Origin of the sequence: Rahnella woolbedingensis (genome assembly GCF_003602095.1) — a bacterium.
Lineage (GTDB): Bacteria > Pseudomonadota > Gammaproteobacteria > Enterobacterales > Enterobacteriaceae > Rahnella > Rahnella woolbedingensis.
This window is the reverse complement of record NZ_RAHH01000004.1, coordinates 91938-110946: the sequence shown is the minus strand read 5'-3', so window position 1 is coordinate 110946 and position 19009 is coordinate 91938. Positions and strand designations below refer to the sequence as shown.

Sequence of the window (19009 nt, the reverse complement as noted above, 5' to 3'; positions counted from 1 at the left end):
GAACACAAACCCGTTGACTGAGCCTGCTGCGTAAAAACGCCGCTACTATAAAACAGAACAAAGGGGGGGCTGGAGAAATTTACGAAACAGAATTAATCGAATGTTTCGTCATTTCTTTCGCATCAGGCACGATTTCATTCCCCGATCTGGCTGAAAAATGCCCTTTGCATACATTGATAGCATAGCAACTCAAAAAACAATCAATTCAGAATTCTTATAGAAATGGTCAAAATCAGCCAAGGCGGTTTTTTTTAAATCATGTATTTGAAGAGTACATCTCGCAAAACCCCCGGTTTCACGCCATGCTCTGTCTATAACCATAAAAATTAATCATATAAAACAGAATGCCGGAGAATGCTATGTTCAAACCCCGCAAACTCACTGAAGCCGATGTCACACCCGAAGATATTTTCCATGACCGTCGCAAAGTCCTGCAGGCGCTGGGGATCAGTGCGGCGGCGCTTGCCATCCCGCAAAATGCCCGGGCTGATCTGCTTTCCTGGTTTAAAGGCCATGACCGGCCGCCTGCGCCTGCGGGTAAACCGCTGGACTTCACCAAGCCTGCTGCCTACCAGAACGATCTGCCGCTGACGCCGGAAGACAAAGTGTCCGGCTATAACAATTTCTATGAATTCGGGCTCGATAAAGCCGATCCGGCAGCCAATGCCGGGCAACTGGTCACATCACCGTGGAAAATCACCATTGATGGCGAGGTCGGCAAGCCGATGACGCTGGATATGGATGACATCATGAAGCGCTTCCCGCTCGAGCAGCGCATTTACCGCATGCGTTGCGTTGAAGCCTGGTCGATGGTGGTGCCCTGGGTAGGCTTCCAGCTCAGTGAAATCCTCAAACTCGCCGAACCGACCAGCAATGCGCGTTATGTCGCGTTTACGACCTTATATGACCCGGAACATATGCCCGGTCAGAAAGACCGGTTTATCGGCGGCGGGCTGAATTACCCTTATGTAGAAGGGTTACGTATAGATGAAGCGATGAACCCGCTGGCGATGATGACGGTCGGCGTTTATGGCAAAGCCCTTCCGCCTCAGAACGGGGCGCCTATCCGCCTGACCATTCCGTGGAAGTATGGCTTTAAGGGGATTAAATCCATCGTGAATATCAAATTCACCAAAGATGAGCCGCCGACGACCTGGAATCAGATTGCCTCGAATGAATACGGATTTTACGCCAACGTGAACCCGCATGTTGATCACCCGCGCTGGTCGCAGGCGACAGAGCGATTTATCGGTTCGGGCGGATTGCTCGATGTGCAGCGCCAGCCAACCCTGCTGTTCAACGGTTATGCCGAGCAGGTCGCATCGATGTATCACGGTATGGACTTGCGTAAGTTCTATTAAGGAAGGGGAAGTGTCAGTTATGCGTCGTTTAAGCCCTGCAAATATTACCTGGCTGAAGGTGATCATCTATCTTTGCGCCATTTTGCCCTTTCTCTGGATTATTCTTTCGATTAATCAAGGCTGGTTTAGTGCCGATCCGGCCAAGGATATTCAGCATTTTACCGGTAGGATGACTCTGAAATTTTTACTGGTCACGCTTCTGGTCACGCCCGTCGCGCGTTACGGTAAACAGCCGCTGCTGATCCGCACCCGCCGTTTGCTCGGTTTGTGGTGTTTTGCGTGGGGAACGCTGCATCTTCTGAGTTATTCGTTCCTTGAACTGGGCATTAATAACATCCGCCTGCTCGGCAGTGAGCTGATTTCCCGCCCGTATCTCACGCTGGGCATCATCTGTTGGGTTCTCCTGCTGGCACTGGCCTGTACTTCTACCCTGTGGGCACAGCGTAAAATGGGGGCAAAATGGCAGAAGTTGCACAACTTCATTTATCTGATCGCGGTTCTTGCACCGATCCACTACCTTTGGTCGGTAAAAGTATTATCCCCGCAACCCGTCATTTACGCGTTACTGGCGGTCATCCTGCTGGCATTTCGCTATAAAAAATTCCGCCAGTGGCTGCGATAAGCTGCGGAACTTTTATGTGTTCTGCCCCTCAAAATTTCGGCAATCACCCTCACATTCACCGGGCGAGGGTTGATTATCTTCGCTGATAAGACCAGTATTTAGCTGCGAATTGCCACGATATCATTATAATGCCCGACCTCATGGTGAAGAGACGGGACGATTTGCCGCGAAATAGGTGACAAATCGGTGACATCAGGGTATTTTCTACAATCTTTGTCTAATTGCCGGAGATAGGCTCACAATGGCGCATAAGTTTGACATTTTGCTACTAAACGGTCCTAACCTGAATTTGCTAGGAACCCGTGAGCCTGAAACGTACGGACACACCACGCTCAACGATATTGTTAAAGGTTTGGAAGTTCAGGCTGCTGCTGCTGACGTAGCACTCAGCCATCTGCAATCCAACGCAGAACATGTCCTGATTGAACGCATTCATCAGGCACGCGGAAACGTCGATTTTATTTTGATCAATCCCGCGGCCTTTACCCATACCAGCGTGGCGCTGCGCGATGCATTACTGGGGGTGTCGATTCCGTTTATCGAGATCCATCTGTCGAATGTACATGCCCGTGAAGCGTTCCGGCATCATTCCTATCTTTCCGACATCGCAGTGGGCGTTATTTGCGGACTTGGCGCAGATGGCTACCACTTTGCATTACAGGCAGCGGTTAACCGCTTGTCAAAAATCCACTAATTTCTACGCAAAAAGAGTACGGAATCACACCCATGGATATTCGTAAAATCAAAAAACTGATCGAACTGGTTGAAGAATCAGGCATTTCTGAACTGGAAATTTCTGAAGGCGAAGAATCAGTACGTATCAGCCGTGCTGCACCTGCGCAGGCTTATCCTATGATGCAACAGGCTTATGCAATGCCTGTTCAACAACAGCCAGGTCTGGCTGCTGCGGTTGCTCCAGTTGCACCAGCAGAAGCAGCGCCTGCTGCAATCAGTGGCCATATCGTTCGCTCACCGATGGTAGGGACTTTCTACCGTACGCCAAGCCCGGACGCTAAAGCCTTCATCGAAGTGGGTCAGAAAGTGAACGCCGGCGATACCCTGTGTATCGTTGAAGCGATGAAAATGATGAACCAAATCGAAGCAGACAAATCCGGCGTTGTTAAAGCAATTCTGGTAGAAAGCGGCCAACCGGTTGAATTCGACGAGCCGCTGGTCGTCATCGAATAACGAGGCGTACCATGGTAGATAAAATTGTTATCGCGAACCGCGGCGAGATTGCCCTGCGTATTTTGCGTGCCTGTAAAGAAATGGGCATCAAAACCGTTGCTGTGCACTCCACCGCTGACCGTGACCTGAAACACGTGCTGCTGGCAGATGAAACCGTCTGTATCGGTCCTGCACCTTCAGTAAAAAGCTATCTGAACATCCCTGCCATTATCGCTGCGGCAGAAATCACTGGCGCGGTGGCTATTCACCCGGGCTATGGTTTCCTGTCCGAGAATGCCGATTTTGCCGAGCAGGTTGAGCGTTCTGGTTTTATCTTCATCGGCCCGAAAGCTGAAACTATCCGCCTGATGGGTGACAAAGTTTCTGCGATCCACGCGATGAAAGCGGCTGGCGTACCTTGCGTACCTGGCTCAGACGGCCCGCTGGGCGATGACATGGATCAAAACCGTGGCTTCGCTAAACGCATCGGCTATCCGGTCATCATCAAAGCCTCTGGCGGCGGCGGTGGTCGTGGTATGCGCGTTGTACGCAGCGACAAAGACCTCGAGCAGTCCATCAACATGACCCGTGCGGAAGCCAAAGCGGCTTTCAACAACGACATGGTTTACATGGAAAAATACCTGGAAAACCCACGTCACGTGGAAATTCAGGTACTGGCTGATGGTCAGGGCAACGCGGTTTATCTGGCAGAACGTGACTGCTCCATGCAGCGTCGTCACCAGAAAGTCGTGGAAGAAGCGCCGGCACCAGGCATTACTGAAGAACTGCGTCGTTTCATCGGCGAACGTTGTTCAAAAGCCTGTGTGGATATCGGCTACCGTGGCGCAGGTACTTTCGAGTTCCTGTACGAAAACGGCGAGTTCTTCTTCATCGAAATGAACACCCGTATCCAGGTTGAGCATCCGGTTACCGAGATGATCACAGGTGTGGATTTGATCAAAGAGCAGCTGCGCATTGCGTCCGGCCAGCCACTGTCGATCAAACAGAGCGAAGTGAAAGTCAAAGGCCATGCGGTGGAATGCCGTATTAACGCGGAAGACCCTAACACCTTCCTGCCAAGCCCGGGCAAAATCACTCGTTTCCACGCTCCTGGTGGCTTCGGTGTTCGTTGGGAATCGCACATTTACGCAGGCTACACAGTGCCTCCGTACTACGATTCCATGATTGGTAAGCTGATCACTTACGGCGAAACCCGTGAAGTGGCGATTGCCCGCATGAAAAATGCGCTGGCAGAACTGATCATCGACGGCATCAAAACCAACATTGAACTGCAAATGCGTATTATGGACGACGAGAACTTCCAGCATGGTGGGACCAACATCCACTATCTGGAGAAAAAACTCGGTTTGCAGGAAAAATAATAAGACCGTACCGTCGCGTACATTCTTATCAAGGCCGGATATTCCGGCCTTTTTTTCATTTATGGGGAGGGGAAATGGATAAACGTTTCTTACAAGCCAACCGTGAAGCCCGCTGGGCGTTTGGGCTGACGATTGCTTATCTGCTGGCATGGAGTTTTGCCGCTTATATTCCTGATGATAAACAGGGCATTACCGGATTGCCGCACTGGTTTGAAATGGCGTGCCTGCTGGTTCCGCTGATTTTCGTGCTTTTAAGCTGGCTGATGGTTCGCGTGATTTTCCGCGATATTCCGCTGGAGGACAGTGATGAAGACTGAAGTTCTGCTGCCACTTATCGCCTATCTGCTGCTGGTATTCGGCCTGTCTGTATATGCCTACACACGCCGCCAACAGGGCAACTTCCTCACTGAGTATTTTCTTGGTAATCGCTCAATGGGCGGCTTCGTGCTGGCCATGACTCTGACCGCCACCTATATCAGCGCCAGTTCTTTTATCGGCGGCCCCGGCGCGGCCTATAAATTTGGCCTCGGCTGGGTGTTACTGGCGATGATCCAGCTGCCTGCGGTCTGGCTGTCACTGGGGGTTCTGGGTAAGAAATTCGCCATTCTGGCGCGGCGCTATAACGCCGTCACACTCAACGATATGCTGTTTGCCCGCTACCAGAGTCGTCTGCTGGTCTGGCTGGCGAGCCTGAGCCTGCTGGTGGCGTTTCTGGGTGCCATGACCGTCCAGTTCATCGGCGGCGCACGCCTGCTGGAAACGGCGGCCGGAATTCCTTACGACACCGGTCTGCTGATTTTCGGCATCAGCATCGCGCTGTATACCGCATTTGGCGGTTTTCGTGCCAGCGTACTCAACGATGCCATGCAGGGGCTGGTAATGCTGCTGGGCACCATTTTGCTGCTGGTGGGCGTCGTTCATGCCGCTGGCGGTCTGCACAGCGCAGTCGATAAGCTTCAGCAAATTGATCCGAAACTGGTGTCGGTTCATGGCGGAGGTGACGTTCTTTCGCTGCCATTTATGGCTTCATTCTGGATTTTAGTGTGTTTTGGCGTAATTGGTCTGCCGCATACTGCCGTGCGTTGTATCTCTTATAAAGACAGCAAAGCGGTGCATCGCGGCATTGTGCTGGGTACGATTGTCGTCGCCATTCTGATGTTCGGTATGCATCTGGCCGGTGCGCTCGGGCGTGCTATTTTACCGGATCTTAAAATACCCGATCAGGTGATCCCGACGCTGATGATCACCGTGCTGCCGCCTTATGCCGCCGGTATTTTCCTGGCCGCGCCAATGGCCGCAATTATGTCGACCATCAACGCACAGCTTTTACAGTCATCAGCGACTATCGTTAAAGACTTATACCTGGGCGTTAAGCCGGAACAGCTTAGCAATGAGCGCAAATTAAAACGCTTCTCAAGCTGGGCCACGTTTGTGCTGGGATTACTGGTTCTGCTGGCCGCCTGGCGCCCGCCGGAAATGATTATCTGGCTGAATTTGCTGGCCTTTGGCGGACTGGAAGCGGTATTCCTGTGGCCGCTGGTGCTCGGCTTGTACTGGGAGCGGGCCAACGCCACGGGGGCGCTGAGCTCAATGATTGTTGGCGGAGTTTGTTATACCCTGCTCGCCAGTATTGACCTGCATATTGCCGGTCTGCATCCGATTGTGCCGTCGCTGTCGCTGAGCCTGCTGGCGTTTTATGTCGGCAATAAATTTGGCAAACAGCCACAAGAAACCGTACTCAAGCCGTCCTGACCGGGCGGCACTGATTTTACAGATTGTTAAGAAGAGAATGGCTATGCCTTGGATCCAACTGAAAATTAATACTACCGGTAACGACGCAGAAACGCTGAGCGACGCGCTTATCGAAAGTGGCGCTGTGTCTGTGACTTTCCAGGACACGCACGATAATCCGGTGTTCGAGCCCCTGCCGGGCGAAACCCTGTTGTGGGGCGATACCGACGCCATCGGCCTGTACGATGCAGAAACCGACATGGAAGAAGTGATCGCCATGCTGGAAAACGAACCGCTGCTGGGCAAAGGCTTCGTGCACAAAATTGAACAACTGGAAGACAAAGACTGGGAACGCGAATGGATGGACAACTTCCACCCGATGCGTTTTGGCGAGCGTCTGTGGATTTGCCCGAGCTGGCGTGATGTGCCGGATCCGACGGCGGTCAACGTGATGCTCGATCCGGGTCTGGCGTTTGGTACCGGCACCCACCCGACCACCGCGATGTGCCTGCAATGGCTCGACAGTCTGGATCTGACGGATAAGACCGTGATCGACTTCGGTTGTGGTTCCGGCATTCTGGCGATCGCCGCCCTTAAACTCGGCGCAAAACACGTGGTCGGGATCGACATCGATCCGCAGGCGATCCAGGCCAGCCGTGATAACGCCGGGCGTAATGGGGTTTCAGAACGTCTGTCGCTGTATCTGGCGAAAGACCAGCCCGATAACCTGTCCGCCGACGTGGTCGTCGCGAACATCCTTGCAGGCCCGCTGCGTGAACTGGCACCGCTGATTGGTGTTCTGCCGGTCGCAGGTGGTCATCTGGGTCTGTCCGGCGTACTGGCGAGCCAGGCGCAGAGCGTCGCGGATGCGTACAAAGATAAGTTCGAGCTGGACCCGGTTGCCGAAAAAGAAGAATGGTGTCGTATTACCGGCGTTAAAAAGGCCTGATAACTGTCACCCGCTTTTTCTCTTTGTGCTGAAAGAGCGGGTTTTCCCTCCAAATCCTTTTCCGGCCTTTTCTCTCGTTTCTCCTGTCTCATTATCTCCTTATACTTAACGTGGTTTTCAATCATTGTTATGAAAGGGATATTTCATGAAACAAAAGTTACTGCTCGCCACCCTGGCGGTTTTCTCACTGTCAGCCGCTGCCGCTAACGAAGCGCCACACTGGTCCTACGATGGCGATGCCGCGCCGCAAAACTGGTCGAAACTCAGCCCTGATTTCCATCTGTGTGAGCAAGGCAAGAATCAGTCTCCGGTTGATATCAAAGAGGCGTTGCAGGTGCACCCGCATCCTCTCAAGGTCAGCTATGAGTTACCGCCGGTGAGTGTCATCAATAACGGTCACAGCGTGCAGGTGAATGTTCAGCAGGGCGATTTTGTCACGCTTGACGGGGAGAAATTCGTCCTTCAGCAATTCCATTTCCACTCTCCAAGTGAAAATACGCTCAACGGTAAACCCTTCCCGATGGAAGCGCATTTTGTTCATATGAATGCCGAAGGAGAAATTGCTGTGGTTGCCGTGATGTTTGAAACCGGCAAAACCAATCCTGAACTGGAAAAAATCTGGCAGCAGATGCCGGAACAGATCGGAGAAACCGTCACGCTGAAAGATAAAGTCATTCTCAAAGGCCTGCTGCCGAAAGATAGGACGCACTACCGTTTCAGCGGTTCTCTGACCACCCCGCCTTGTACTGAAGGCGTTCGCTGGCTGGTGTTAAAACAGCCTGTGACTCTCTCACAAGCGCAACTGGAGCAATTCCAGCACGCGATGCACCATGCAAACAATCGCCCCGTACAGGACCTCCACGGCCGCACGATTGTCGCTGAATAATCCTTCCCGAAACCGGAGGCACAGAATTCGACGCTGCTGCCTCTTTTTAGTTGTTTCTGAAACTTATCCGCGCTTACTAAAAATAAGTCACTTTTTGAGCAAAAGACGATCTGCATCACGGAATTTTGTGGTAGTTGCTGCTTTAAACGTCAGCTCTGCCCTTAGATTCAACTGATATAACAGTATGTTTCAGACAGATATTAGGAATTTGCTTAAGCGCACAATTTGACCGGCGTCATATAAGCCGATGTAAAACCAAGATAAAAATTTTAATTGCGCTGAATTTCACCGTTGGCAACGTATTTTCTTATCGAATTGCTCAAAGTTTGGCCTTTCATATCGCAACGAAAATGCGTAATATACGCGCCCTTGCGGACATCAGTATGGTCATTCCTAGTTCATGCGCATCGGACACCACCAGCTTACAAATTGCCTGATTGCGGCCCCAATGGCCGGTATCACTGACCGACCGTTTCGTGCCTTATGTCATGCGATGGGGGCTGGAATGGCAATATCTGAAATGCTTTCCTCCAATCCGGAGGTGTGGCGGACGGATAAGTCACGTTTGCGCATGGTACATAACGATGAACCGGGGATCCGCGCCGTGCAAATTGCCGGTTGTGACCCCGAAGATATGGCGGCTGCTGCACGAATTAACGTGGAAAGCGGTGCGCAAATCATTGATATCAATATGGGCTGCCCGGCCAAGAAAGTGAACCGCAAACTGGCAGGTTCTGCATTACTGCAGTATCCGGATTTGGTTAAACAAATCCTCACTACCGTTGTGAATGCGGTAGATGTGCCAGTCACGTTGAAAATTCGTACTGGTTGGGCACCGGAACACCGTAACTGTGTACAAATTGCCCAATTGGCTGAAGACTGTGGAATTCAGGCCCTGACTATTCATGGCCGAACCCGTGCCTGCCTCTTCAATGGAGAAGCAGAGTACGACAGTATTCGGACAGTTAAGCAGAGTGTTTCCATTCCGATTATCGCGAATGGCGACATAACTGACCCGCATAAAGCCAGAGCGGTGCTCGACTACACCGGAGCTGATGCTCTGATGATAGGACGTGCCGCTCAGGGGAGACCCTGGATCTTCCGGGAAATCCAGCACTATCTGGACACAGGGGAACTGTTACCGCCACCGCCTTTGGGTGAGGTACAGCGCTTGTTAATAGGGCACGTACGGGAACTGCACGACTTTTACGGTCAAGGCAAGGGATTCCGTATCGCCCGTAAGCATGTTTCATGGTATCTCCAGGAACATGCCCCGAGTGACCAGTTTCGGCGCTCCTTCAACGCCATAGAGGATGCCAGCGAACAGCTGGAGGCGTTGGAAGCATATTTCGAAAATCTTGCGTAACAAAAAAGAGCTGACAGAACTATGTTCGAACAACGCGTGAATTCTGACGTACTGACCGTTTCTACCGTTAATTCTCAGGATCAGGTAACCCAAAAACCCCTGCGTGACTCGGTAAAACAAGCACTTAAGGGCTATTTTGCTCAATTGAATGGTCAGGACGTGAATGACCTGTATGAGTTGGTATTGGCTGAAGTTGAACAGCCACTGTTAGACATGGTGATGCAGTACACCCGTGGCAACCAGACTCGTGCGGCCCTGATGATGGGTATCAACCGCGGTACGCTGCGTAAGAAATTGAAAAAATACGGCATGAACTGATACTAATCAGTCGATGTCTTAAAAAGGCGCTTTTCCGCAAGGAGGGCGCCTTTTTGTTTTCTGCTTTACCAGCAGGCCTTTAGCCTAAAATTTGCTCAAAACCTAACCCAGATCAACCCAAATGAGAATAATTCTCCCCTCTGTTCATCAATTAAGAATTACTTTAGAGAGACAATAAAAACATCTCCGGGAGTCATACTGATGAAGCAACTCTATCTTCGCTTTACCGCAGCACTGAACAAACCTGATCTGGCCATTTTACTGTTGCGTATCACCTACGGTCTGCTGATATTTCATGGCTGGCATAAGCTGCATGACGGCCTTGGTGGCATTCAGGGCATGCTGGCGGGTTATGGCATTCCGGCGTTTGTCGCCTATGGCGTGATTATCGGTGAAGTTATCGCTCCTGTTATGATGATTTTGGGGATTTTCACCCGCCTCGCCGCGCTGTCTGCGGCAGCGACGATGGTCGTGGCCTGGCTGATGGTCGGTATTCACCATACCTTTGCATTGTCACCGGTCGGTGCCTGGGCAATCGAAGACATTGTGTATTACTTCATGGCCGCCATCGTGATTGCCCTGTACGGCAGTGGGCGTTATTCCGTAATGAGCAATCCGCTGTACCGTTGATATTCCGTTTCAGCATGTCTGATCCGTCAGGCATGCTGATACAGCATGCCAGCCATTTTGGGTTCTTAAGCTAATGCCTTCTTTGTGTTGTGCTTTCGCTCTCCTATCCAAAAGTAGACGTAAATAAACGGTAAATAGTGCGTTTATCGGACAATTACCCCCTCCGGTTAGATCAAGCTACATGTTATACTCTACGTAAGAGTCGTACTCGCCCGCTCAACGCCTACGGACAGCCCTTCAGCTTCGCGATCCCGCCTTTTAACAGTGTCTTGATAGAGTAAAAAAATGCGTCAACTTGTGTCTTTTCAAAAACGATTGCCGACACACGCTGTCTCACTCTTTGTCAGACAATCCGTATCGCGACTGAGCCAACTCCTTACGCGTTACCCCGGTTTTTTATGCAGATGATTAGGCTTTTATGACATCTCCTCGCTTTCGCGCTTCATTTTTACATCCACGCTACTGGCTGACCTGGTTTGGCCTGGGCGTCCTGTTCCTGTTAGTTCAGCTGCCTTATCCGGTGTTAAACCGTCTTGGTCTCTGGCTTGGCCGAACGTCAATGCGTTTCCTTAAGCGGCGTGTGTCGATCACCCGCCGTAACCTGCAATTGTGCTTCCCGGAATTGCCTTCTGATCAGGTTGAAGCGCGAATTGTCAGTAACTTTGAATCTCTCGGCATGGGCTTGCTGGAAACCGGCATGGCCTGGTTCTGGTCAGATGCCCGTGTGAAGCGCTGGTTTGACGTCAGCGGCCTACACAACCTGAAAAAGGCGCAGGAAAACAAACAAGGCGTACTGGTGATTGGCGTGCATTTCATGTCGCTGGAGCTGGGTGGCCGTGCGATGGGCTTATGTCAGCCGATGATGGCGATGTACCGTCCGCACAACAATAAAGCGATGGAATTCGTGCAGACGTGGGGACGCATGCGCTCCAACAAGGCCATGCTCGATCGCAAAGATTTACGCGGTATGGTTCACGCGCTGAAAAAAGGCGAAGCAGTCTGGTTTGCACCGGATCAGGACTACGGCCCGCGCGGCAGCGTTTTTGCACCTCTGTTTGCCGTTGATCAGGCCGCAACCACCAGCGGCACCTTCATGCTGGCGCGTCTGGCGAAACCTGCGCTGGTCACAGTGGTGCTGGTGCGTAAAGCCCTCGGTAAAGGCTATGAGCTGGTGATTCAGCCGCAATTGCAGGACTACCCGATCGACGACGAAATGGCCGCTGCGGCTTACATGAATCGCGTGATCGAGAAAGAAATTATGCGTGCGCCAGACCAGTATCTCTGGCTGCACCGCCGCTTTAAAACCCGTCCGGCAGGAACGCCTTCTCTTTATTGATTAGCGCCAGACGTGATAAAACAGAAGCCCGATGCAATGCGTCGGGCTTTTTCATTGAACGCATCCATAAGAGATTTGTAATTTTCATGGCTAAAAAACCTGACGCGACACCTTCCATCTTTGACCATCTCAAAGAGGATGACAGTTTTGACCTCTGGGGACGTTCCGGCCTCAGCACAGCACTGAACAAAGCCAAACCAAAAGCACCGGATAACGAGCAGATTGCCGCCGCGCGTAAGCTCATCAAAGGCAACGCTGACAAGGGCGAATGATGTGAAAGCGTCGCCTGACAGAAACCCACTTCATGTGGGTTTTTTTAATGGCTTTTATCTGCGCAGACAGCTCGATGAAAATAATTCTCACGACAGATTAACCGCTTTTCTGTAACCTCTCTTTTTACCTGCCCTGGAGAGAAGTGATGAAAACCTCTGTTCGTCTGGCGCTGGTCGGAGACTACCACTGCGCGATCACCGCCCACCAAGCTATCCCCCTTGCTATCGACCTTGCAGCACAACACTTCAGCACTGAAATTCATGCCGACTGGCTCGCGACCGACACCATCACCCCTGAGATTTTGCAAAACTACGACGCTTTCTGGTGTGTGCCCGGCAGCCCGTATCGCTCCACCGAAGGTGCCCTGAGCGCCATTCGTTTTGCCCGCGAAAACAACAAGCCTTTCCTTGGAACCTGTGGCGGTTTTCAGCATGCGATAATCGAATACGCCCGCAACGTGATGGACTGGCAGGATGCCGGACACGGCGAAACCGATACAGAAGGCCGGCTGGTGATCAGCGCCCTGTCGTGCGAAATGGTGGAAGTTAAAAACTCCATCATCTTTACCCCGGACAGCCTGCCAGCACGTGCCTATGGCCAACTGGAAGTCGAAGAGGGTTATCGCTGTCGTTACGGCATAAATCCCGCCTTTCAGACCGCGCTGGAGGCACAGCCGTTGCTGATGGTAGGGCACGATGCCACCGGCGAAGTTCGCGCCATCGAACTGCCCGGCCATCCGTTTTTTGTCGCGACGCTGTTCCAGCCGAAACGCGCCGCACTAAAAGGTCAGCTTCCGCCGCTGGTGGCTGCACTGATAAAGTCCCTTCTCTGAGCCAGCCTGTTTCTGAATGTCTCTCAGGCCATCCGGTCTGAGAGATTTACACATCGTTTTGCCTCATTTTTTTTCCAAATATGACACCGCATTTCCCTTCCCTTCAAAGACCGCGATCTGCACTCCAATATTGAAATAATCCGCACCCATTTAAAGCAGCCACATTGACCGCGCACTTAAACAGGGCAATAAGTTTTATAACGCCCGTCAATGTTACTGTGCAATTCCAGTGCGTGACTTGATTGATGAGGCGTTTTCCATGTTGGCACTCCCTTTGCAATGACAGGTGCAGAGGGCGTTGCCCCATAAACAGACAGGGTGCTCCGGCACTCACACAATAATAATTTTCAGTTTTGTCTCACAGGACGCTTTATGAAAAAAATATTGCTCTCAACGCTGATTGCCGCAGCAAGCTTCGTGACACTGGCTGGTCAGGCTCATGCGGGTACCACTCTGGATGCAGTTAAAAAGAAAGGATTTGTTCAGTGCGGCATCAGCGACGGCCTGCCGGGCTTCTCGTATGCGGATTCTAAAGGCAAATTCACCGGTATCGACGTTGACCTCTGTCGCGCAGTGGCGGCAGCTGTGTTTGGTGATTCTGAAAAAGTGAAATATACCCCGCTGACGGCAAAAGAGCGTTTCACCGCCCTGCAGTCTGGCGAAGTGGACATCCTGTCACGTAACACCACCTGGACCTCTTCCCGCGACGCGGGCATGGGGATGATTTTCGCCGGCGTAAACTATTACGACGGTATCGGCTTCCTGACTCACCAGAAAGCCGGTCTGAAAAGCGCTAAAGAGCTTGATGGCGCAACCGTCTGCTTGCAGGCAGGTACCGATACCGAGCTGAACGTGGCTGATTACTTCAAAGCCAACAAAATGACTTACACCCCGGTGACCTTCGACCGTTCAGACGAAAGCGCCAAAGCGCTGGACTCAGGCCGTTGCGACACCCTGGCCTCTGACCAGTCTCAGCTGTACGCACTGCGTATCAAACTGGGCAAACCGGATGACTTCGTGGTTCTGCCGGAAGTGATTTCTAAAGAACCTCTGGGTCCGGTCGTTCGCCGTGGCGACGAAGACTGGCTGGCTATCGTGCGCTGGTCACTGTACGCCATGCTGAACGCCGAAGAGATGGGCGTCACCTCTGCCAACGTCGATCAGCTGGCGGCAAACCCGACCACACCTGACATGAGCAACCTGCTGGGTAAAACCGGGACTTACGGCGCTGATCTGAAAGTGCCTAATGACTGGGTAGTGAAAATCGTTAAACAGGTCGGCAACTACGGCGAAAGCTTTGAGCGTAACGTCGGTCAGGGCAGCGAGCTGAAAATCAAACGTGGCCAGAATGCATTGTGGAACAAAGGCGGCATCCAGTACGCCCCACCAGTCCGCTAAATATCCTTTCTACAAGAAGTTGAAAAGTGTTTAAGGAAGCTGATGCACCGGTCGTTCCCCGGTGCATCATTTCCACTGTTTTACCTGCAGGTCGAGGTTTTTATGTCGCAACGCCCAACCGTAAAGGCATCGTTCTCGCTGGCCAACCCAGCGGTACGCGCCTGGATTTACCAAATTTTCGCGGTGGTGTTGCTGGTAGCCTGTCTGGGTTACCTGCTCCACAACACCATTACCAATCTGACTACACGAGGGATCACCTCGGGATTTGCGTTTCTTGAAAAAGGTGCCGGTTTCGGCATTGTTCAGCATCTTATTGACTACCAGGAAGGCGACACTTACGCCCGCGTATTTGTTATCGGTCTGCTAAATACTCTGCTGGTTTCCGCACTGTGTATCGTATTTGCATCGATTCTCGGGTTCATTATCGGCTTAGGACGTCTTTCCGATAACTGGCTGATCCGTAAAGTCTCGACGGTCTACATCGAGACGTTCCGTAACATTCCACCGCTGCTGCAAATCTTCTTCTGGTATTTCGCTGTTCTGCGCAATCTGCCGGGCCCGCGTCAGAGCCTGAACGCGTTTGATCTGGCTTTTGTCAGCAACCGTGGTCTGTATCTGCCGTCGCCGGAACTGGCACCCGGCAGTCTGGCGGGTTTTATCGCCCTCCTGCTGGCCATTTTTGGCATCGTCGCGCTGCAACGCTACAACCATTTCCGCCAGATCCACACCGGACGCGTCTGGCATATCTGGCCGTGGGCGATTGTTATGCTCATTGCATTTCCGGCGCTGGCGCACCTGATTTTCGGGCCTGCCCTGCACTGGGATGTGCCTGCGCTGCGCGGTTTTAACTTCCGTGGCGGCATGGTGCTTATCCCGGAACTGGCGGCGTTAACGCTGGCGCTCTCAGTCTACACCTCGACGTTTATCGCCGAAGTGATCCGCTCCGGTATTCAGTCGGTTTCGCAGGGTCAGCATGAAGCCGCCCGTTCGTTAGGGTTGCCGAATCCGGTCACGCTGCGACAGGTAATTTTGCCGCAGGCGATGCGGGTGATCATTCCGCCGCTGACCAGCCAGTACCTCAACATCGTGAAAAACTCCTCTCTGGCGGCCGCTATTGGTTATCCGGATATGGTGTCGCTGTTCGCCGGTACGGTCCTCAACCAGACCGGGCAGGCGATTGAAACCATTGCCATCACTATGTCGGTTTACCTGATCATCAGCCTGGTGATTTCGTTCCTGATGAATATCTATAACCGGCGTATCGCGCTGGTCGAGCGTTAAGGGAAACCCATGACGATGACAACACTTCCTCCCGGAGTCAGAGCCGTGAAGCCTGGTACGCCGCTGGGTACCGCTGTGCTCTGGGCGCGCAAAAATCTGTTCTCCAGCTGGTTTAACAGTCTGCTGACGCTGTTTTGTTTATGGCTGATGTGGCTGCTGATCCCTCCGCTGCTGAACTGGGTGATTTTCCAGGCCAACTGGGTCGGCACGGCGCGAACTGATTGCACCAAAGCCGGCGCCTGCTGGGTGTTTATCCACGCCCGTTTCGGCCAGTTTATGTATGGCTTATACCCGTTTGATCAGCGCTGGCGCATCAACCTCACGCTGATTATCGGACTGCTCACACTGGCACCCATTTTCTTCAAAGCGATGCCGCGCCGCGGACGTTATATCGCCTGCTGGATGGTGCTGTTCCCGATTTTCACCTGGTTCATGTTGTATGGCGGATTCTTTGGCCTGAGCCGCGTCGAAACCCGCCAGTGGGGCGGCCTGACGCTGACGCTGATCATCGCCGCCGTTGGTATTGCCGGGGCATTGCCGCTGGGGATTATGCTCGCGCTGGCACGCCGCTCGCGGCTGCCGATTGTGCGCATTCTCTCAGTGGTGTTTATCGAGTTCTGGCGCGGCGTGCCGCTGATTACCGTGCTGTTTATGTCCTCGGTGATGCTGCCGCTGTTTATGACCGAAGGGACGAGTATCGACAAACTGGTGCGTGCGCTGGTGGGTGTGGTGCTGTTCCAGTCGGCGTATGTCGCGGAAGTGGTGCGCGGCGGCTTACAGGCGCTGCCGAAAGGCCAGACCGAAGCCGCTGAATCACTGGCACTGGGTTACTGGAAAACGCAGGGATTAGTCATTCTGCCGCAGGCGCTGAAAATGGTGATACCGGGTCTGGTGAACACCATCATCGCGCTGTTCAAAGATACCAGTCTGGTGATCATCATCGGCCTGTTTGACCTGTTCAGCAGCGTACAGCAAGCCACTGTCGATCCAGAATGGCTCGGCATGTCGACCGAAGGCTACGTCTTCGCCGCCGCCGTCTACTGGATTTTCTGTTTTAGCATGTCGCGTTATAGCCAGCATCTGGAAAGACGCTTTCACACCGGACGTTCCGCACACTGAGGTAAACCATGAGCGACCATCAAGTCACTGAAAACCAAAATATGATGATCACGCTGGAAAACGTGAATAAGTGGTACGGACAATTCCACGTATTGAAAGACATCAATCTGAGCGTCAAACCGCGCGAACGTATCGTGCTGTGCGGCCCTTCCGGCTCGGGTAAATCAACGACCATTCGTTGCATCAACCATCTGGAAGAACACCAGCAGGGGCGCATTGTGGTGGATGGCACCGAGCTGAACGATGATTTGCGTAACATCGAGCGCGTGCGTACCGAAGTCGGCATGGTGTTCCAGCACTTCAATCTGTTCCCGCATCTGACCGTATTGCAGAACTGCACCCTGGCACCGTGCTGGGTGCGCAAGATGCCGAAGAAAGAAGCCGAAGAACTGGCGATGCATTATCTGAAACGCGTGCGTATCGCCGAGCATGCGCATAAATTTCCCGGCCAGCTTTCCGGTGGCCAGCAGCAGCGCGTGGCGATCGCCCGTTCGTTGTGTATGAAGCCGAAAATCATGCTGTTTGATGAACCGACATCGGCGCTTGATCCGGAAATGGTGAAAGAGGTGCTGGATACCATGATCACGCTGGCGGAAGAAGGCATGACCATGTTGTGTGTAACGCATGAAATGGGATTTGCGAGAACCGTCGCTGATCGGGTGATCTTTATGGATCGCGGGGAGATCGTAGAAGAAGCCCCGCCGCTGGAGTTCTTTGCCAATCCGAAGTCAGCGAGAACACGGGAGTTCCTGGCACAGGTGATTCATTAAACACCAGGCGGTGTTTAAGTGCGCCGTTTAAGAGCGGGACTGTGAAAGTTTCGGTTTCTCAATAACGCTGATCGCTTAGCGGCTGCCGCCGAAACCGCCCAAGAGGGGCCATGACGGGCCCCTCTTGGATCTCCCCCGTCTTTCAAATGCGCGCTCCGCTCTCTGGCTATGTTTCAGTTGCCGCAGCGACAGGCTGGAAATCTTGCCGCTGCGCGGTACCTTCTCTCGGTCTTCGAGCCATAGGTCTCGAAGCCGCTCCGTTCAGCAAGATTCCTGAATCGCCCGCAGAATTTTAAAATCAAAAGAAGATTGTTTTTTATCTTTCAGAAAGGTTGATTGGCGTGCTCAAAAATGGCACCGAATGAACGGTTCGAGACCTACGGCTCGAAACCTGAAATCAAAGATCATTACCACATCATCACCCCGATCATCGGTGCAATCACCACCGTGACCACTCCCGCCAGCATCATCACCAGGCTCGATACCACGCCTTCTTCCTCGCCAAGCTCATACGCCCGCGCCGTGCCGGCCCCGTGCGAGGCGGCACCAAAACCGGCGCCTTTTGCCAGGCCGCTTTTCACTGCCAGACGCAGAAACAGCATATCGCCCACCGCCATGCCGAATACGCCGGTGATCACCACAAACAGCGCGACCAGATCCGGCTGACCGCCCATTTGCTTCGCCGCCGCCAGCGCGAACGGGGTGGTGATGGAACGCACCGCCAGACTGCGCTGGATTTCTTCGGGTAACGTCAGCATACGCGCCAGCCAGACGGAACTGCTGACAGCGACCACAATCGCGGTCAGCACGCCCGCACTCAGCGACATCCAGTGACGGCGGATCACCGCCATATTCTCGTAAACCGGTACCGCAAAGGCGATAGTTGAAGGCCCGAGCAGCCACAGCAGCCAGTGCGTTTCGCCGATGTAATCCTGATACGACGTGTGCGTCACCACCAGCAACACCACCAGCACAATTGGCGTGAACACCAGCGGCATCAGCAGCAAAGTGCGCTTCTGGCGATACAGTTTTTTGTTGGCGTAATACAACCCGAGCGTGATGACAAAACACAAAATGCTGATGAGTAAATCAGTCACGGCTCGCCTTCCTCGCCGCCAGACGTTGTTCCAGACGATAAACTTTATCGACCACCACCGCGGTCGCACCCAGCGTCAGAATCGTACTGACACCAATCACCAGGAAGATCTTCCAGCCTTCAATCATCAGCAACTGAGCGTAATTCACCACCGCGACGACGGCGGGTACGAAAAATAAAAGCATCTCCGCCAGCAGCCAGCGGGAACCGGCTTTCACCCAGTTCACCGGCAACACGCGGAACATAATCAGCAGCAATAGCATCAGCATCCCGACAATATTGGCAGGCAAAGGCAGATGTAATGCAGTGACCAGACGATCGGCAATCACGAATAACACCGCATACAGCACCACCTGAACGGGGATCTGACAGCGGATCAGCAGGGACGGCGCTTTAGTGCGCAACGCCAACAACATGGGAACGACCTCGAAGGAGGGAAAAGTGTGAAAATGAAGTATACGCTGGCAGGAAACCGGTAAAGAAATGAATTAA

At 52.8% G+C, this 19009-nt stretch carries 21 protein-coding genes; 19 read left to right on the top strand and 2 right to left on the bottom strand.

Annotation, left to right across the window (positions count from 1 at the left end):
* Nucleotides 1-359 precede the first annotated feature (359 nt).
* From msrP to D6C13_RS03950, 19 genes are all read left to right on the top strand, one after another.
* Nucleotides 360-1361, top strand: coding sequence for a protein-methionine-sulfoxide reductase catalytic subunit MsrP (gene msrP, locus D6C13_RS04040; RefSeq protein WP_120131547.1), 1002 nt, complete (start codon nt 360-362; stop codon nt 1359-1361).
* A 19-nt stretch (nt 1362-1380) separates the two neighbouring features.
* Nucleotides 1381-1983, top strand: coding sequence for a protein-methionine-sulfoxide reductase heme-binding subunit MsrQ (gene msrQ / locus D6C13_RS04035; RefSeq protein ID WP_120131546.1), 603 nt, complete (start codon nt 1381-1383; stop codon nt 1981-1983).
* A gap of 241 nt (nt 1984-2224) precedes the next feature.
* Nucleotides 2225-2677, top strand: coding sequence for a type II 3-dehydroquinate dehydratase (gene aroQ / locus D6C13_RS04030; RefSeq protein WP_120131545.1), 453 nt, complete (start codon nt 2225-2227; stop codon nt 2675-2677).
* A gap of 32 nt (nt 2678-2709) precedes the next feature.
* Nucleotides 2710-3171, top strand: a complete 462-nt coding sequence (gene accB / locus D6C13_RS04025) for an acetyl-CoA carboxylase biotin carboxyl carrier protein (protein WP_120131544.1) — start codon at nt 2710-2712, stop codon at nt 3169-3171.
* A gap of 11 nt (nt 3172-3182) precedes the next feature.
* Complete coding sequence (accC, locus tag D6C13_RS04020; protein ID WP_056776169.1) at nt 3183-4532, top strand: acetyl-CoA carboxylase biotin carboxylase subunit; 1350 nt, start codon at nt 3183-3185, stop codon at nt 4530-4532.
* Nucleotides 4533-4606: 74 nt separating this feature from the next.
* Nucleotides 4607-4849, top strand: coding sequence for a YhdT family protein (locus D6C13_RS04015; RefSeq protein WP_120131543.1), 243 nt, complete (start codon nt 4607-4609; stop codon nt 4847-4849).
* A complete protein-coding gene (panF, locus tag D6C13_RS04010; RefSeq protein WP_120131542.1) occupies nt 4839-6284 on the top strand; it encodes a sodium/pantothenate symporter in 1446 nt (481 codons plus the stop codon). The genes D6C13_RS04015 and panF overlap by 11 nt, the downstream gene beginning before the upstream one ends.
* Nucleotides 6285-6327: 43 nt before the next feature.
* Nucleotides 6328-7212 (top strand): 50S ribosomal protein L11 methyltransferase, encoded by an 885-nt coding sequence (gene prmA / locus D6C13_RS04005; protein WP_120131541.1) that lies wholly within the window; start codon nt 6328-6330, stop codon nt 7210-7212.
* Nucleotides 7213-7357: 145 nt separating this feature from the next.
* The gene (locus D6C13_RS04000; protein ID WP_208642856.1) at nt 7358-8098 is read left to right on the top strand and encodes a carbonic anhydrase; all 741 of its coding nucleotides are present in this window, start codon (nt 7358-7360) and stop codon (nt 8096-8098) included.
* A 400-nt stretch (nt 8099-8498) separates the two neighbouring features.
* A complete protein-coding gene (gene dusB, locus D6C13_RS03995; RefSeq protein ID WP_120131540.1) occupies nt 8499-9464 on the top strand; it encodes a tRNA dihydrouridine synthase DusB in 966 nt (321 codons plus the stop codon).
* A 21-nt stretch (nt 9465-9485) separates the two neighbouring features.
* Nucleotides 9486-9782: a DNA-binding transcriptional regulator Fis gene (gene fis, locus D6C13_RS03990; RefSeq protein WP_004097144.1), complete on the top strand. Its 297-nt coding sequence runs from the start codon at nt 9486-9488 to the stop codon at nt 9780-9782.
* A gap of 201 nt (nt 9783-9983) precedes the next feature.
* Nucleotides 9984-10412 carry a DoxX family protein gene (locus tag D6C13_RS03985; RefSeq protein ID WP_120131539.1) on the top strand — a complete coding sequence of 143 codons (429 nt, stop codon included), beginning with the start codon at nt 9984-9986 and terminating at the stop codon, nt 10410-10412.
* 418 nt (nt 10413-10830) lie between these two features.
* Nucleotides 10831-11748, top strand: coding sequence for a kdo(2)-lipid IV(A) palmitoleoyltransferase (gene lpxP, locus D6C13_RS03980; RefSeq protein WP_120131538.1), 918 nt, complete (start codon nt 10831-10833; stop codon nt 11746-11748).
* A gap of 86 nt (nt 11749-11834) precedes the next feature.
* Entirely contained in the window at nt 11835-12020 is a 186-nt protein-coding gene (locus D6C13_RS03975; RefSeq protein WP_120131668.1) for a hypothetical protein, read from the top strand.
* A gap of 146 nt (nt 12021-12166) precedes the next feature.
* The gene (locus tag D6C13_RS03970) at nt 12167-12853 is read left to right on the top strand and encodes a CTP synthase C-terminal region-related (seleno)protein (RefSeq protein ID WP_120131537.1); all 687 of its coding nucleotides are present in this window, start codon (nt 12167-12169) and stop codon (nt 12851-12853) included.
* Nucleotides 12854-13225: 372 nt separating this feature from the next.
* Nucleotides 13226-14251, top strand: coding sequence for an amino acid ABC transporter substrate-binding protein (locus tag D6C13_RS03965; protein ID WP_120131536.1), 1026 nt, complete (start codon nt 13226-13228; stop codon nt 14249-14251).
* Nucleotides 14252-14353: 102 nt separating this feature from the next.
* On the top strand, nt 14354-15532 hold the full coding sequence (locus D6C13_RS03960; RefSeq protein WP_120131667.1) for an amino acid ABC transporter permease: 1179 nt from the start codon (nt 14354-14356) through the stop codon (nt 15530-15532).
* Between the two features lie 9 nt (nt 15533-15541).
* Nucleotides 15542-16651 (top strand): amino acid ABC transporter permease, encoded by a 1110-nt coding sequence (locus D6C13_RS03955; protein ID WP_425272693.1) that lies wholly within the window; start codon nt 15542-15544, stop codon nt 16649-16651.
* A gap of 8 nt (nt 16652-16659) precedes the next feature.
* Nucleotides 16660-17421 (top strand): amino acid ABC transporter ATP-binding protein, encoded by a 762-nt coding sequence (locus D6C13_RS03950; RefSeq protein WP_120131535.1) that lies wholly within the window; start codon nt 16660-16662, stop codon nt 17419-17421.
* Nucleotides 17422-17828: 407 nt separating this feature from the next.
* Here D6C13_RS03950 and D6C13_RS03945 read toward each other — a convergent pair whose 3' ends face one another.
* Nucleotides 17829-18518: an LrgB family protein gene (locus tag D6C13_RS03945; RefSeq protein ID WP_120131534.1), complete on the bottom strand. Its 690-nt coding sequence runs from the start codon at nt 18516-18518 to the stop codon at nt 17829-17831.
* A complete protein-coding gene (locus D6C13_RS03940; RefSeq protein ID WP_120131533.1) occupies nt 18511-18933 on the bottom strand; it encodes a CidA/LrgA family protein in 423 nt (140 codons plus the stop codon). Before D6C13_RS03940 ends, D6C13_RS03945 begins: the two co-directional genes overlap by 8 nt.
* Between the last annotated feature and the right edge of the window lie 76 nt (nt 18934-19009).